Genomic DNA, 15125 nt, shown 5'->3' on the forward strand with positions numbered 1-15125 from the left:
AATCGGATATTGAATACACTTACACGGCTTTCTACTTCCTTATGAGACAAAAAACAGACGCTGAACTTGCTCAACGAACGAAAGTTCTTCTTGGCCGATTGGCGAAAGAGCCTAAAGCCCCTGCAATTATTGGTATTGCTGAGGTGCTTTTTTTACAAGGAAAATTTAAGGAAGTGATTACGCGACTTCGTGCGGTGGCGGATGTTTATGAAGATCACTCGTACCGTTATCATATGATCTTAGGGAAAACTTATGCCGCGACCGGAGATTTGATTCGAGCTCGGCGTCATTTTGAGCATGCCCTATCGATTGCACCGCAAAGCGAAGTTGCACCTTCGGAGCTAATTAAAGTTGAAACCAGTCGATCTTCAGAAAATCTGGGACTTAAGGAAGAGAGTAGCGATTTATTCATTGATGAAAAGCCGATTTTGCCCAGTGAGCCTGCGATTCACCCTGAACCTCAACTTTTTGAAAAATCCATTGATTTCGGTTACGACCTTCAATCGAAGCAAAAGCCACAGCCACCAATGGGTCAAGAGAATTCGGGGGTTAGTATTAACACAACAAAGGTTAGCGAAGCACTATCGAATTTGACCGGGCGAATTCAATCGACGGGATCGCCAAAATCAACGGCGAGCGCGCAACCGATTTCACCGTTTCTTCAAAAAGAACTTCCAAAATCGATACCGCCTTCGAGTGCTTTGAATTCTTCAGTTGCAAATACCACTCCGGTTGAAATCCCTCAGCATCTGCGCGAGGCACTGATTGGCTTCAGCGACGATGAAATACGGGAATTTCTGAAAATGGATCCGTCAATGGCAGAAATGGCGTCATCGCAACCTGCTGCTCGACCGGCGCCAATAGAAGAAGATAAAGCGTTTGATGTCGTTTCTTTACCGAAAGGCAAAATACTTGACCTACAAAAAGTGGCACTGGCCTTGCCAAACATTTCAAAAAGTTGGAAAAAAACTTATGTGGGCTTACCAAAATCGAGTCATTTCAACGAAGTGAAATCATCTGTTTTGGAAACAACGGCGAAAAAACCACTTGTCGATGAGAAATCTCTGAAAACCCAAATGCCTCTCTATTCCTCTCCAAGCGACAAACAAGAAATTAAAACTCCCGAAGAATTGCAGGCTGAAGCAATGAAGCTTTTAGAAGCAGAACTTGGGATTGTGTTAGACCCAATGGCGGGTTTTGAAAAAAACCCAACTGAAACGAATATCCCTTCAGAATCGACAAGCAACCCTGTTTCTTCCAATACTTTTCAAGACCCAATGAATCTTAGTTCACTTGAGCTTATCGAAAAAGAGCTGGGCGCCTCACTGGATCCATTAGCAGATTTTGAGAAACCCGTGTATGCACAAGATATTCCTCTTCCAACTTCACCGATAGGCGAGTTTGACACTTCGAAACTAATGGAGGCTTTGAAAAATCTTACCCCTCCGCCAATACAAGCTCCAGAGGTTAAAAAGGATGATTTGAATTTTTTTGATCAAGAAAAGTTCAATCAGTCCTTATTAAATATTCCTTTACCAAATATTCCTGTTCCTGCAATTCCAGAGGTGCCAAATTCAAACTCCGATATATCGGCTACGGGCAATTTGGCTGATTCACCGAAAAATGATTCACAGCCAAATTTTTCTGGTATAAATTTTGAGGACCTTTCCAAATCGCTTTCTAACATTAGCCTTCCCCCGATTTCACCAAGTGTTTATTCGCCCGAATTAGATTTAGATAAATTGGCAAAAACCCTTTCTTCGATAAAGCTTCCGCCGGTTTATGAAACGGGAAATCCAACACCAATTGAAGAGCAGCGAAAACCCTTTGATGATGATGATGAAATTAAAACCCCGACTCGTAGCCTTGCTGAAATTTTTACAGAGCAAGGTGCATTAGCGAAAGCAGTGAAGGTTTATGAGGCTCTACAAGTACTCGAGCCCGAAAAGCGTGGTGAATACGGCATAATGATTACCGGCTTAAAGGCCCAAATGATGATGAAGAAAAATGGTGGTTTAGGTTAATTTTCATTTCCGCCTTTTATTTTTTTTCTAAAAATTGTAAAGTGATTGGGAACTCTATCATACCTTGAAAGTGATAAGTATTGTTTTCATTTTAGAGATTGTAGAGGTTCATTTTTTAGATTTTGCTTTTTATTTTCTTTGAATTTTTTTTTGGGATCATTTAAGAATTCACCGGGAAGTAAATGGTGAATTCCGCGCCTTTGTCCTTTCCTGCCGATGTCGATTCTATTAATCCTCCCATTCTCTCGACCAATTGTTTGACAATCGAAAGTCCAAGCCCGCTTGATGACTCTCCAGCGGTTGGCCGAGCAGAAAGTTTTTGAAACTGCCCAAAAATCTTATCCTTTTCATGTTCATAAAACCCTTGCCCTTCATCGATGAATTTTATTTCAATAGCCTCAGAATTTGTGGAAGGCATTGCGCTCCTTTTGGCCTTTATCCAAATGCGCTTAGCGCTTGGAGAGTATTTGATGGCATTGGAAAGAAGATTTTCAAAGACTTGAGTCAACCTTTCTGAATCGCTTTGTAAGGTTAGTCCGGATTCGATTTCCTTTATCATTTCCTGATTTTTTGAGGTGCATTTCGCTTCAAAAGTTGAGGTAATTTCTTCAAGCAATTGGGAGATATTTACCCGTTCTTGTTTCAATTCGATGTACCCTTGTTCGAGGGCGGCGTTATCAAGTAAATCAAGAATCAGTTTATACATTCGGTCGGTCGAGCTCAAAATTTTTGAGGATAATTTTTTTATTGATTCATCGGCTGCTTTACTGTCATGAATCAACTCGGCTAATCCGAGAATAATCTGTAGGGGGTTTTTCAAGTCGTGTGAAGTAATGGCCAAGAGATTGCTTTTAACTTGATTGGCTTTCACGAGTTCCTCATTGAGTTTAATCAGCAGCGCATTTTGTTTTTCGAGTTCAAGTGCCGCCTTTTTCTTTTGGCGCACATTGATTCCAAGCAAGAGAATAATTGCCCCAAGCCCAAGCCCGCCGCCTAAAAAAATGATTCGTTCTTGTTCCTTTTCAAGCTTAGCGATGGTTGCTTGGTTGGTGAGAGCTGAAATTTCAAGTTCCTTTTTTTCGGCTTCGTAGAGTGCCTTTAATTCTTCAGTGCGTTTAAACATTCCTTCATTGAAGATGGAATCTCGGATGCCGACATATCGGCCAATCCAATAGTTGGAGGAATCTGGTTTGCCAATCTTTGAGGATAAATCGAAGAGGGCGAGATAGACTTTAGGTAATTCCTCTCGAAGCCCGATGGATTCGGTTATTTCGCGTGAGCGCTGAGCATAGAAATAGCTTTTTTGAATTTGACCTAGCATTGAGTAGGTCGTTGATATTGCGCGATAACTGATTGCAAGGCTGCGTTTATCGCCAATTTCTTCTTGAATTTTGATTGCCTTTTGATCGTAAGTAAGAGAGAGATCCAGCTGATTTAAGGCTCGAAAGGAATTGGCAAGGTTTGAAATCGTAACCGCAATCGAGCGTTTATTTCCGGTTTTTTCTTTTATGCTTAGTGCTTCTTCATAAACTTGAATCGCTTCATGATATTTTTGAAGCCTTTCACAAATGATACCAATATTGTTTAAGGTTGCGGCAAGGGGGGTTTGAGCGTCAAATTGACGCGCAATCTTCTCCGCTTTTCGGTAATACGCTAAGGCCTCATCATATTTTTCAAGTTTTTCATAAATCAACCCAAGGTTATTGAAAATGCCGCCCATTCCGAAAGTATCTTGTAAGGCATCTCGAATTTTGAGTGCGTTAAAGTAGATTTCCATCGCTTTGACATATTCTCCACGATTGGTGAGCAGCAAGCCATAGTTCATATAAACTGAGGCAATGCCTCTCTCTCCTTTTTCACCACCATTAAATCGATATTCTTCAATCGCCTCTTTGTAAAGTTTTTCAGCCATTCGATATTCCCCTTTATCGGAGCGGCTAATCGCTTCTTCTTGCAAACTTCTTCCAAGAAGCATAGAATTATTGACTTTTTTGGACACCTTTTGAGACTCTTGCGCGAAGTAAATCGATGAATCAAAAAGGCTTTTGCGATTATATATCGCGGCGAGATCGTTCAAAATTTTTGCGCGGGTTGAATCGGCAATATCCGTCTTTAATTGGCTGAGGAGTGAATCGGCATTGAGCCCTCGAACCGAGGTGGTTTGGGCATAAAGTCTGCTTGACTTGTTAAAGTTCTGAAGTAAGTCTGTTCCGATTAAACACGCAATACTTAGAAGCGAAATTGATATAAACTTCATAGTAATCTTTGTGATGATTCTCAAAATGGGCTCTGATGATGAAAGAAAATACACAGACTTTCATTAAGGCAATAACTTGATAAGCTAAATCAGAAGTGACTTCAAAGCCCCATTAAATTTCTGTTGCGCTTCATTTCGTTGCTTGATAAGGGAGGCCAATTCTTTCAATTGCCCTTCTTGCTCTAAGCTATTTTCCAAACCCTTTTGAACGCCTTCTTCCATTTCTCTTTTTTTTGCGTGAATGCGTTCATCATAAGGAATGATGAGGAGTTTAAGCCCTGCGTCCCAAAATTCATTTAGACATCGCTTGGCATAGACATGTGGCGGGTCGGTTTGCCAACGGTCGCTTATGGGCGGCTCAACCAAAAGACCAGTGAGATAGTCTCGAAGTGCTTCTTCTTCGGCTTGATTCAATTCGGTGACGACATTAAACTCATCAATTCGATTTTCGGCTTCTGCTTGTGCAAATCGTGAAAGAATGAAATCGATTGCCCTTCCGACATCGGAGTGAGGCAACGGGAACAGATCTCGATGAAACCTAAGAAATTCAAGGATTGCCGTACCGTGATAAGTGCTTTCGAGAAGTGATTTTAATAGTGATTTTTCTGCCGCGGTAATTTCTGAAAAAGGCAATTTTTCTTTGACCGCGAGTTCTGCACCGGCATCACCGGCTCTCTCTTCGGGGGAAAATTTCTCGTAGCGGCGAATTGTACCAATCTCAGCACCGGGCTGAAGCGGGCCACGATTTGGGCGGAAGCGGCTTTCGCGATTGCTTTTGCCCTTCTTTAACTTTGAAAGCTCACGTTCTAAGGCACCGTAAAGCACGCCCGTTTTTTCAGCAGCTTCTTTGAGATAAAATCCTTGTGTGATTTCATCCGGAATTTTGAAAATCATTTGGACAATTTCTTTCACCGCCTCTGAAGAGCGCTCAGATGTCTCGAAGTAGCCTTCACGGTGATAAAACTCCAATTTGAAATCAAGAAAGCTTTTTTTGTTTTGGGCGGCAAATCGATTCAGTTCCTCTGCGCCAAAGGCTTTTACGAAGCTATCGGGGTCGTGCCCATCGGGCAGTAGTAAAACTCGCGGAGTAAGGCCTTCTTCGAGTAGGATATCAATCCCTCGGAGCATTGCTTTAATTCCTGCCGAATCTCCGTCATAAATAAAAAGTACGTTTTTAGAAAGCCTTCCAAGCATTCTTGATTGCTCGGCTGTGAGGGAAGTGCCGCTTGAAGCCACAGCAGTTTTGAACCCTGCCTGATGCATCGCCAAAACATCCATATAACCTTCTACCAAAATTGATTCGTTTTTACGGCGAATGTCATCTTTAGCGAAGTTATAAGCATAGAGCACTTTTGACTTTTCATAGAGCTTGCTTTCCGGCGAATTGATGTATTTGGCAACTTCGTTATCCTTTGTTAAGATTCTTCCCCCAAAAGCGATAACCTTCCCCGCGGGGGAAAAAATCGGGAACATCGCTCTTGCCCGAAAAACATCGTAATACTTTTCTGCCTTATCGCTAAAGGCAACAAGGCCTAATGTTTTGAGTTTCTCGAAGGGAATTTTTTCACGTTCTGCTTGATGAATGAGCCAATCCCAAGAATCACGAGAGTAGCCGAGTCCAAAGGCAGAAATTGTATCTTTGCTTAGCCCACGCTCGAGAAAATAGTCTAACGCAATTTTTCCTTCGGGTTCGCTTAGTGCACGGTGGAAACATTTTGCAGCCCAAGTGAGAACATCGTGATCGGTGTTTTCTTGATTGGCTGCTTGATCGGATTTTTCAAATTTTGATAAATCGATTCGAGCACGTTTTGCTAAATGCTTCACGGCTTCGATATAGGTCATTCGCTCTAACTTCATCACGAAGGTGAATACATCACCTCCGATACCGGTTGAAAAACACTTAAAGATTTGTAGTTCCGGATTGACAAAAAATGACGGTGTTCGTTCGGTGGGCTTAAATGGAGACTTTGCTTTATACCGTTTCCCTGCCGGCTGAAGCGCCACATAATCTGAAATAACATCGACAATATCCGACGCTTGTTTAATTTCATCAATTTTGGATTGTGGTATTAACATGAGTATTTCAAATTCAGTATTCGGTAAGTAAAAGAAAATTACGATTTTGTTACCCTTCTTTATAGAAAGTAAACGCTTGGTTTCGTCAAATGAATGAAATATTCATCGTATCAGTTAAGTTCACATTGAAAAAATATTAAAACACAACCGTGAGAATTTCATTCCTTTTGACATTCATTGGTTTCACACTTTTGTCATTTTCCTGCGGGCGTTCGAACCGTGTGATTGATCGTGAAACATATACAATTTACCTTGCCTTACAAGACACGGTTCAGAAATTACAAGTCTATGGCTATGCGCGACTTCGCTATTTTAGAATTGCAGAAAGCGCGCTTTCAAAAGGGATTGAATCCACAGGTTCAAATGCCTTTGGCAATACAAAGCAATCCCTTCTTGATTCGCTTTTGACATCCTTAAATGAACTTCGAGAGGGAACACAACTCTTTTCGGTTATAACATCTGAGATTCAAAATTTGAAACCAAATTCTGATCATCCGGATTCGGTGGTTCGTTTTATTTTACATGCGGATTCGCTTTCAACGATTTTTCATCAACAGCATGATGCCATAAACCAAGAAACAAAAAGGGCAGAAAAGCTTTACCTCGCATACACCGGAAAGCGTTGGTCGCTCGATTCGCTACCACGACAAATCCCATTAAAACAATCACAATAAATCAGAACTCACGTATTTTAGGCGTGCTATTTACAAACGAATGAAATCAACATGCAGCAAATCAACGGTTGGATTGATGTTTTCACTTCACCAACAGAGCAAATCGCGACATTGGTTCGTGGCTACTTAAATGATTTTGAAATTCCAGCGCAAGTCTTTTCAAAGCGCGACCAAATGCTTCACTTGGTGATGAGTGAGCATTTTACCGTTTATGTTCCTTTAGAACATCAAGAACGTGCGATGGCATTAATTCTTTCATTCGAGAGTGAATCGCAAGATCAAGGAGATAACGGGTGAGTAATTTACTTCAACGGGTTATTGTAGCCCTTATTTTTGTGCCTCTAATTGTTCTTTCAGTCAAAGCCGGGGGATGGTGGTTTTTTATTTCCGTGAGTGCATTTGCATTGCTCTCACTTTATGAGCTTTCTGAAATGTTTGAGGTCAAACAAAGTTTCCCATTGAAAGCGATTCTTTTCCCTTCAGCCACACTTCTCCTTTATAATTTTTTTCAACCCTTTGCCGATCAAAGCGCTCTTCTTGCAGTGATTCTTATGATTTTTTCTGCCATAGAACTCTTTCGCTCGAAAGGCTCTGCGCTTCATAACTTAGGGGCTACAGCCCTTTCATTGATTTACATTATACTTGCCTTTGGGCTTTTGATTCCTTTGCGGGCCTTTGATGAAAAGGGGGATTTCGTTCTATTGATTCTCTTTTCGGTGTGGGCTGCAGATACCTTCGGCTATTTTGGAGGACGGTTTTTTGGGGGGAAAATGATAAAGCAAAAACTCTTCGAGAAACACAGCCCGAAGAAAACGTGGGAAGGCTTTTATGCTGGTTTTGCAGCAAGTATTGGCGTGGCAATTTGGTTTTCAAAGTACTTACCGAATATTCCCCTTTACCATCTTATCATTGTCGGAATCATCATCGGCTTTTTTGGACCTTTAGGAGATTTAATCGAATCGATGTTTAAGCGCGATAGCGGCATGAAGGATTCTTCAACTTTAATTCCGGGTCACGGCGGCTTTTTTGATCGCTTCGATGTTTTATGTTTCGTATCACCGCTTGTCTTTTTTTATGCGACTCACACCTTTTTTAAGTAATGCAACAGCCTAATTCTGACGCCCCTACTCCCGATTCACTTGACTTTGCAAAACTTCACGAGCTTCGAAACGCTTTTCTCTTACAGCGTGCAGGGAAAAATGATTATTGGACAAGCGAAAAACTTCTCTCAGATTATCACCGTACCTTTGGCCAGCGCATCAAATGGAAATGGAACGCTGTTTTAAGACGGCTTCGCGCCCTTCATTGGCAACCCAAAACCTCGCACTTTCTTGATTGGGGATGTGGAAGCGGAGCGGCTTCGGAGGCGATGGCCGAGTCATTCAATTCTTCGCTCTTTTTTCAACAAAGCCCTGAACAAAAACCTTCATTTAGCTTCTTTGATCGTTCATCACTTTCAAGTTCATTTTCAAAGAAAAACTTTAAAGAAAAATTCCCTCATTTCATTATTCAAGATGAGCTTCCTAAAAGTGGCTATACCTTGCTTTTGAGTCATCTTCTGAGCGAACTCAGTGCCAATGAGGAATCGTCATTAATCTCACAAATTCAGAACGCTGAACAGGTGATTTGGGTTGAATCTGGAGATAAAGAAACAAGCCGTAGGCTGTCATCGGTTCGTAATATTTTACGTGATAAAATGACAATCATAGCTCCTTGCACCCACCACGCATTTTGCGGCGCGTTGGCTGAAGGGAACGAACGGCATTGGTGCCATCAATTTGCCGAAGTGCCTTCAGAAGCATTTACAACCGCGTTTTGGAGGAAATTTTCAGAGGCTTTTGAAATTGACTTAAGGTCGCTTCCATTCAGTTTTTTGGTCCTTGAAAAATTTCGGGATTCGCATTCGCTTGTTGAAATGGGTAATATGCCTAAGGATACAACGCGCCAAACCATACTCGGAATGCCGAGAGTTTATAAACCTCATGTCTCGCTCTTTACTTGCAGCGAATCCGGTTTACATGAAGCCAATATTCCAAAACGGCATTATCCGGAAGATTACAAGCGGCTTAAGAAAGGAACGCTTGCCACCCATCTTGAAGAACATGCTTCGGGTGAAATTACAATTCAATACGAATAGACTTAAGCGTAAAAAATAATTTACTACATGAATGCATTTTTGATTTCTCATACGCTTGAGGCTTATCAATTGGTGAGCGGCTCTTCGAAACCTGCAGATGCGATTATGACATTTTATATGAGAGGTCATAAACATTTGGGCGCAAAAGATCGCCGTTTCATTAGCGAGCATGTTTATGCCATTTTACGATTTGAGCCAACTCTTGAGAAACTCTCAAATGAAATCACCGCTTTTCTTCAAATTGACCCTCATCTTGCCGTACCGCTTCGTGTTCTGATTCACTTTGCAAAACTTGACCAAGCAACGGATGAGGAACTTGCAGTGCTATTTCAACCCTTGCTTCAACTTTCCGTTCAAACCCTTCTTGATATTTCTCACCTTGCAAGAAAGAAAAAACCTGCTGACGAACCTACAATTGAACGCCTCGCTACTGCCTATGGATTTACAGAATGGATGACGCGTGAATTCGCTGCTTCGTTTGGAAAAAATGAATTAGAAGCTTTGCTTGAATCACTCAATCATGAAGCGCCGCTTATTTTGCGCGCAAATACGCTCAAATGCACCCGTGAAGAAGCGCAGCAGGCCTTATTTGCTGAGGATATTGAATCGGAATTAGGCAAGTTTTCTCCTTTCTCACTCATCATCAAGAAGCGGCAGCCCATTTTTGCAACAAGGGCATTCAAGAGTGGGATGGTCGAAATTCAGGATGAAGGAAGTCAACTGATTTCGCTGCTCTTAAATCCTAAGCCACAAACGAAAGTGCTTGATGCTTGTGCCGGTGGGGGCGGCAAGACGCTTCATCTTGCGGCATTGATGGGAGGGCGGGGTAAAGTATTTGCCTACGATAAATTTGAATCGCGCTTTGGTAATATTCGCGATCGGATTCGGCGTTCAGGGGCACAAAATATTGAAGTGATTGAATCGCCCGATGCTTTTGATATGTTTGAAAAAAAGCATCGAGGAACACTTGATTCTGTTTTGATTGACGCCCCTTGCACCGGATCGGGGACACTGCGTCGCAATCCGGACATGAAGCTTCGCTTAAAGCAAAGTTCATTAGAGACTCTCCCTATCGAGCAGTTGCAAATCCTGACCCGATTTTCTTCATTCTTAAAGCCGGGTGGGCGGGTGGTTTATGCCACTTGTTCATTGTTTCAAAAAGAGAATGAATCGGTTGTTGAATCTTTTCTTAAAGCAAACCAAGATTTTACACTTTTAAGCCCCTCGGAGGCAATTTCTACGATTAAATTATCGTTTGATTCGGAGTCTCTCGCCAAGCGTTTTTCTGGCGACTCTTATATGCGGCTTTCTCCTCACAAAGATGATACTGACGGCTTTTTTGCCGCTATACTTCAAAAGAAAACTTAGCCGTTAACATTACTATATTTTCGAGTTTTTTGTAACTGTTTGAAATCATGAGCCTATGAGTTTATCCTCGGTCAGCATTCGTCGTCCGGTGCTTTCGATTGTAATGTCGCTTGTCATCATTCTTTTTGGGGTTATTGGGTTTTTCTATTTGGGAGTTCGCGAGTATCCAGCGGTTGACCCGCCGGTTATTACGGTTTCGACGGGATATACAGGCGCCAATGCCGATGTGGTGGAGTCTCAAATTACGGAGCCGCTCGAGGAATCGATTAACGGTGCACCCGGAATTCGCTCACTCACATCTTCAAGTCAAGATGGGCGCAGTAATATCACGGTCGAATTTAATTTGGATGTTGATCTCGAAACTGCTGCCAATGATGTCCGGGATAGAGTTTCAAGAGCGATTCGAAGTTTACCGCCGGAAGTTGACCCACCTGTTGTCACTAAGGCTGACGCCAATTCCGACCCCATTGTCTTTCTTTCAATTCAATCGCAAACCCGCAATCTGCTTGATTTGACCGAGATTGCTAGAAATGTTTTTCGAGAGCGGTTGCAAACAATTCAAGGCGTCAGCGAAATTCAAATTTGGGGTGAAAAGCGATACTCAATGCGGCTTTGGATGAATCCGGCAAAGCTCGCTGCCTACGGTCTCACGCCCTCGGATGTACGTAATGCACTGAACATCGAAAATGTTGAACTACCCTCAGGAAGAATTGAAGGCAACACAATGGAGCTTTCTATTCGCACAATGGGAAGGCTTGAAACGGTGTCGGATTTTAACGACATGATTATCCGCCAATCCGAAGGTCGCGTGATACGCTTTAAGGATGTTGGCCGCGCGGAAATGTATCCTGAAAATGAACGCTTTGCTTTAAGGCGCGATGGTATTCCAATGCTTGGGCTTGTCATTGTTCCACAGCCCGGTGCCAATAACATTGCCATTGTGGATGAATTCTATAAACGGGTAGATCAAATTCAAAAAGAGCTGCCTTCTGACATTAAGCTTGGGATTGGCTTCGATGTTACAAAGTTTATTCGCGCTTCAATTAGCGAAGTTGAAGAAACCATTTTTATCGCGTTTGGACTTGTTGTCTTGATCATCTTTGCATTCCTTCGCGACTGGCGCTCAACATTAATTCCGGTTCTTGCAATTCCAATTTCGCTCGTTGGTACATTCTTTATCATTTTCATTGCAGGCTTTTCGATAAATGTTTTAACACTGCTTGGAATTGTGCTGGCCATCGGACTTGTGGTTGATGATGCGATTGTTGTATTGGAAAATATCTACACGAAGATTGAAGCGGGTATGAACCCGATTGAAGCGGCGATTCGCGGTTCGAAAGAGATTTTTTTTGCCGTTGTTTCAACAACGGTTGTACTTGCAGCGGTGTTTTTGCCAGTAATTTTTTTGCAAGGATTAACCGGAAGATTGTTTAGGGAGTTTGGTTTGGTTGTTGCGGGTTCGGTAATCATATCTGCTTTTGTGGCGCTGACGCTCACACCAATGCTCAGCAGCCGATTGCTCAAAAAGCATTCTTCAAACAATTGGTTTTATGATTTTACGGAGCCATTCTTTTCAGCCCTTACATCGGGCTATGCCCGCTCCCTGAATTCATTTATGAAGCACAGATATGTCGGGCTTGTGATTGTCATTATTTCAATTGCCATTATTGTTGGAGTTGGTGGCGTTTTAAAGACGGAACTTGCGCCGATAGAAGATCGCAGTTCCATTCGAATTATGTCCACAGCGCCTGAAGGGGCTTCATTTGAGTATATGGATAATTTTTTGATGAGCCTTTATGCGAAGGTCGATGCTGCTTTTGGCGAACAGTCTCAAGCCATTGTAACGGTTACCGCGCCGCGCTTTGGCGGGGGCGGCGTCAATACGGGTATGACCCGTTTTATTCTTACTGATCCTGAGAAGAGAACTCAAACGCAACAACAAATTGCTGAATCGATTCAGCCTCTAGCACAAAGCGAATCCGGTGCTCGTTCGTTTGTGATTCAAGAGCAGTCGATTGGCGGAAGCCGCGGTGGCTTACCGGTGCAGTATGTGATTCAAGCCCCGAATATCACAAAACTGAAAGAAGTATTACCAAAGTTTTTGGCACAAGCTTCTCTTCGCCAAGAATTTCAGGTGGTGGATGTCAATTTGCGATTTACAAAGCCGGAGCTATATGTTGAAATCAACCGAGATAAAGCGCGAACAATGGGTGTTTCTGTGGCTGATATAGGGCTTACGCTTCAATTGGCATTAAGCGGGCAGCGCTTTGGCTACTTTATAATGAATGGCAAGCAGTATCAAGTCATCGGCCAATTTGACCGTCAAGATCGCAATGACCCGCTTGATTTAAGGTCACTTTATGTGCGAAGTTCGCAAGGCAACTTGATACAGCTTGACAACTTGGTATCACTTTCGGAGCGCGCTTCGCCGCCACAACTCTTTCGATTTAATCGCTATGTTTCTGCAACCGTTTCGGCAGGGCTTGCCCCGGGTCGAACGATTGGTGAGGGAATCGCTGCAATGGATGAAGTTTCAAAAGAAATTTTGGACGATTCGTTTACCACTTCACTTGCAGGTGTATCGAAAGACTTTGCGGAAAGCTCTTCAAGCCTCGCTTTTGCTTTCCTTCTCGCATTAATTTTAATTTACCTTGTCCTTGCGGGTCAATTTGAAAGTTTCCGAGATCCGTTTATCATTCTATTCACAGTTCCACTTGCACTCGCCGGATCGCTGCTTACCCTTTGGCTATTTAATCAAACACTCAATGTCTTCAGTCAAATCGGAATCATTATGCTTATTGGGTTGGTGACGAAAAACGGGATTTTGATTGTTGAATTTGCAAATCAACGAAAGGAAGAAGGGCTGACAATGCGTGAAGCCATTGAGGATGCAGCGGCGTCGCGCTTCCGCCCCATTTTAATGACAAGTCTTTCAACCATTCTTGGCTTCTTGCCGATTGCACTTGCCTTAGGAGCAGGCTCGGAGAGCCGAATGTCAATGGGGATTGCTGTTGTGGGTGGAATGACTTTTGCGACCATATTAACACTATATGTTGTTCCTGCAATTTACTCCTATCTCTCTAATGCAAATTCCGGAGCGGAGACGCTTCAAATGAAGACGCTTTTCAAAAAAGCAGAAGAAGAGCCGGTATAACTTTTTGTATAACTTTTTTTTGAAGGGAGTTCATAAATGAACTCCCTTTTGATTTAACTTACATTTAATTTTCCTACATTTTTCCATCAGTTTTTAAAATCCTTCAACCTAAATGAGCAGTCCATCGCAACTTGATCTTACATCGCTCGATCTGACACCAGAGTTTTCAGAAGCTTTTCGGTTAATGGAAAAAACGACGGATTGTCTTTTTATCACGGGCAGTGCGGGAACGGGGAAATCGACTTTGCTCACTTATTTCCGCGAAAACACAGTGAAAAATGTGGTGGTTTTGGCGCCAACCGGAATCGCTGCGCTTAATGTTGGTGGGCAGACCATTCATTCCTTCTTCAAATTTCCCATTGGCGTTATTACGGGCCAAGCCATTAAAAAGGCAGAGAAACCGGAACTCTACAAAGCCATTGATACACTCATTATTGATGAAATCTCGATGGTTCGAGCGGATATTATAGACGGGATCGATCACTTTATGCGCACGAATGGCCGGGATAAAAAACTTCCCTTTGGCGGGGCTCAGGTGATTATGATTGGCGATGTATTTCAACTTCCGCCTGTGGTTACGAGCGAAGAAGAACAGACACTTTTCGGGTCGTATTATGAAACACCTTACTTTTTTAGTGCAAAAGTTTTTGACTCCCTGCTCCTTCGAAAAATTCGCCTCAATAAAATCTTTCGCCAACGAGATCCCCATTTTATTGAAGTACTTCAAGCAATACGAAGCAACACAGCAACCAACGAAACATTGCAGACGATTAACCAACGATTTTTTCCCGAGTTCATTCCCGATGCAGAAGACTTTTATGTTTGGCTCACATCCACCAACGATTTAGCGGCTCAAATCAACACTTCAAGGCTATTGCAATTAAGGGAGAATGAGTCTCGCTTTACAGCAGCGATTGATGGACGATTCGACAAGAAATTTTTTCCTGCAGAAGAAACGCTTGTATTGAAAAAAAATGCACAGGTGATGTTTTTGAAAAACGATCCCTCGAAGCGCTGGGTGAACGGGACGATTGGAAAGGTGAAGGAAGTTTTATCGGAATCGGTGAAGGTTGAAATTGAAACCGATGGTATCCGAAAAATTGTAACGGCTGAACGTGTGGAGTGGGAAATTTTGAAGTATGATTTCAATTCTAAAACCAAACAGATTTCATCGCAATCCGCTGGGAAGTTTATTCAATTTCCTTTACGCTTGGCGTGGGCGGTTACGATTCATAAAAGTCAGGGAAAAACATTTGACCGCGTGGTGATTGATATGGGGCGAGGCGCTTTCGCCCACGGGCAACTTTATGTGGCATTGAGCCGTTGCCGAACATTGAATGGCATTATGCTTCGTTCAAAAGTTCGACCGAGGGATATCATTGTTGATGAACGTATTGTGCGATTTGTGAATGAGCTTTGAATTAAGTTAAGTAGA

Annotated in this window: 10 protein-coding genes; 8 read left to right on the forward strand and 2 right to left on the reverse strand. The window is 42.5% G+C overall.

Going from position 1 to position 15125, the window contains the following annotated elements; translation table 11 throughout:
• Positions 1 to 41 precede the first annotated feature (41 nt).
• Positions 42 to 2024: a hypothetical protein gene (locus SFU91_07490; protein ID MDX2128860.1), complete on the forward strand. Its 1983-nt coding sequence runs from the start codon at positions 42 to 44 to the stop codon at positions 2022 to 2024.
• Positions 2025 to 2184: 160 nt separating this feature from the next.
• On the opposite strand, the gene SFU91_07495 is transcribed toward SFU91_07490, so the two are convergent.
• Complete coding sequence (locus SFU91_07495) at positions 2185 to 4281, reverse strand: tetratricopeptide repeat-containing sensor histidine kinase (GenBank protein ID MDX2128861.1); 2097 nt, start codon at positions 4279 to 4281, stop codon at positions 2185 to 2187.
• 84 nt (positions 4282 to 4365) lie between these two features.
• Positions 4366 to 6357 carry a DNA primase gene (gene dnaG / locus SFU91_07500; GenBank protein MDX2128862.1) on the reverse strand — a complete coding sequence of 664 codons (1992 nt, stop codon included), beginning with the start codon at positions 6355 to 6357 and terminating at the stop codon, positions 4366 to 4368.
• Positions 6358 to 6548: 191 nt separating this feature from the next.
• On the opposite strand from dnaG, the gene SFU91_07505 reads away from it, so the two are divergent.
• The 7 genes from SFU91_07505 (at position 6549) to SFU91_07535 (ending at position 15110) form a co-directional block, all read left to right on the forward strand.
• Positions 6549 to 7031, forward strand: coding sequence for a hypothetical protein (locus SFU91_07505; protein MDX2128863.1), 483 nt, complete (start codon positions 6549 to 6551; stop codon positions 7029 to 7031).
• 51 nt (positions 7032 to 7082) lie between these two features.
• Complete coding sequence (locus tag SFU91_07510; GenBank protein MDX2128864.1) at positions 7083 to 7328, forward strand: hypothetical protein; 246 nt, start codon at positions 7083 to 7085, stop codon at positions 7326 to 7328.
• On the forward strand, positions 7325 to 8131 hold the full coding sequence (locus SFU91_07515) for a phosphatidate cytidylyltransferase (GenBank protein MDX2128865.1): 807 nt from the start codon (positions 7325 to 7327) through the stop codon (positions 8129 to 8131). Before SFU91_07510 ends, SFU91_07515 begins: the two co-directional genes overlap by 4 nt.
• On the forward strand, positions 8131 to 9168 hold the full coding sequence (locus SFU91_07520; GenBank protein ID MDX2128866.1) for a small ribosomal subunit Rsm22 family protein: 1038 nt from the start codon (positions 8131 to 8133) through the stop codon (positions 9166 to 9168). Before SFU91_07515 ends, SFU91_07520 begins: the two co-directional genes overlap by 1 nt.
• Positions 9169 to 9195: 27 nt before the next feature.
• Positions 9196 to 10536, forward strand: coding sequence for an RsmB/NOP family class I SAM-dependent RNA methyltransferase (locus SFU91_07525; protein MDX2128867.1), 1341 nt, complete (start codon positions 9196 to 9198; stop codon positions 10534 to 10536).
• A 55-nt stretch (positions 10537 to 10591) separates the two neighbouring features.
• Entirely contained in the window at positions 10592 to 13690 is a 3099-nt protein-coding gene (locus SFU91_07530; protein MDX2128868.1) for an efflux RND transporter permease subunit, read from the forward strand.
• A gap of 112 nt (positions 13691 to 13802) precedes the next feature.
• Positions 13803 to 15110 carry an AAA family ATPase gene (locus SFU91_07535; protein ID MDX2128869.1) on the forward strand — a complete coding sequence of 436 codons (1308 nt, stop codon included), beginning with the start codon at positions 13803 to 13805 and terminating at the stop codon, positions 15108 to 15110.
• Positions 15111 to 15125: the final 15 nt, after the last annotated feature.

It is taken from the genome of Chloroherpetonaceae bacterium (assembly GCA_033763895.1).
Taxonomy (GTDB): domain Bacteria; phylum Bacteroidota; class Chlorobiia; order Chlorobiales; family Thermochlorobacteraceae; genus JANRJQ01.

Excerpts from the sequence above, each read along its gene's own strand:
- SFU91_07530 (MDX2128868.1), top strand. The coding sequence starts at position 10,592 with ATGAGTTTATCCTCGGTCAGCATTCGTCGTCCGGTGCTTTCGATTGTA.
- SFU91_07510 (MDX2128864.1), top strand. The coding sequence starts at position 7,083 with ATGCAGCAAATCAACGGTTGGATTGATGTTTTCACTTCACCAACAGAG.
- SFU91_07495 (MDX2128861.1), bottom strand. The coding sequence starts at position 4,281 with ATGAAGTTTATATCAATTTCGCTTCTAAGTATTGCGTGTTTAATCGGA.
- SFU91_07525 (MDX2128867.1), top strand. The coding sequence starts at position 9,196 with ATGAATGCATTTTTGATTTCTCATACGCTTGAGGCTTATCAATTGGTG.
- SFU91_07520 (MDX2128866.1), top strand. The coding sequence starts at position 8,131 with ATGCAACAGCCTAATTCTGACGCCCCTACTCCCGATTCACTTGACTTT.
- SFU91_07535 (MDX2128869.1), top strand. The coding sequence starts at position 13,803 with ATGAGCAGTCCATCGCAACTTGATCTTACATCGCTCGATCTGACACCA.
- SFU91_07490 (MDX2128860.1), top strand. The coding sequence starts at position 42 with ATGAGACAAAAAACAGACGCTGAACTTGCTCAACGAACGAAAGTTCTT.
- dnaG (MDX2128862.1), bottom strand. The coding sequence starts at position 6,357 with ATGTTAATACCACAATCCAAAATTGATGAAATTAAACAAGCGTCGGAT.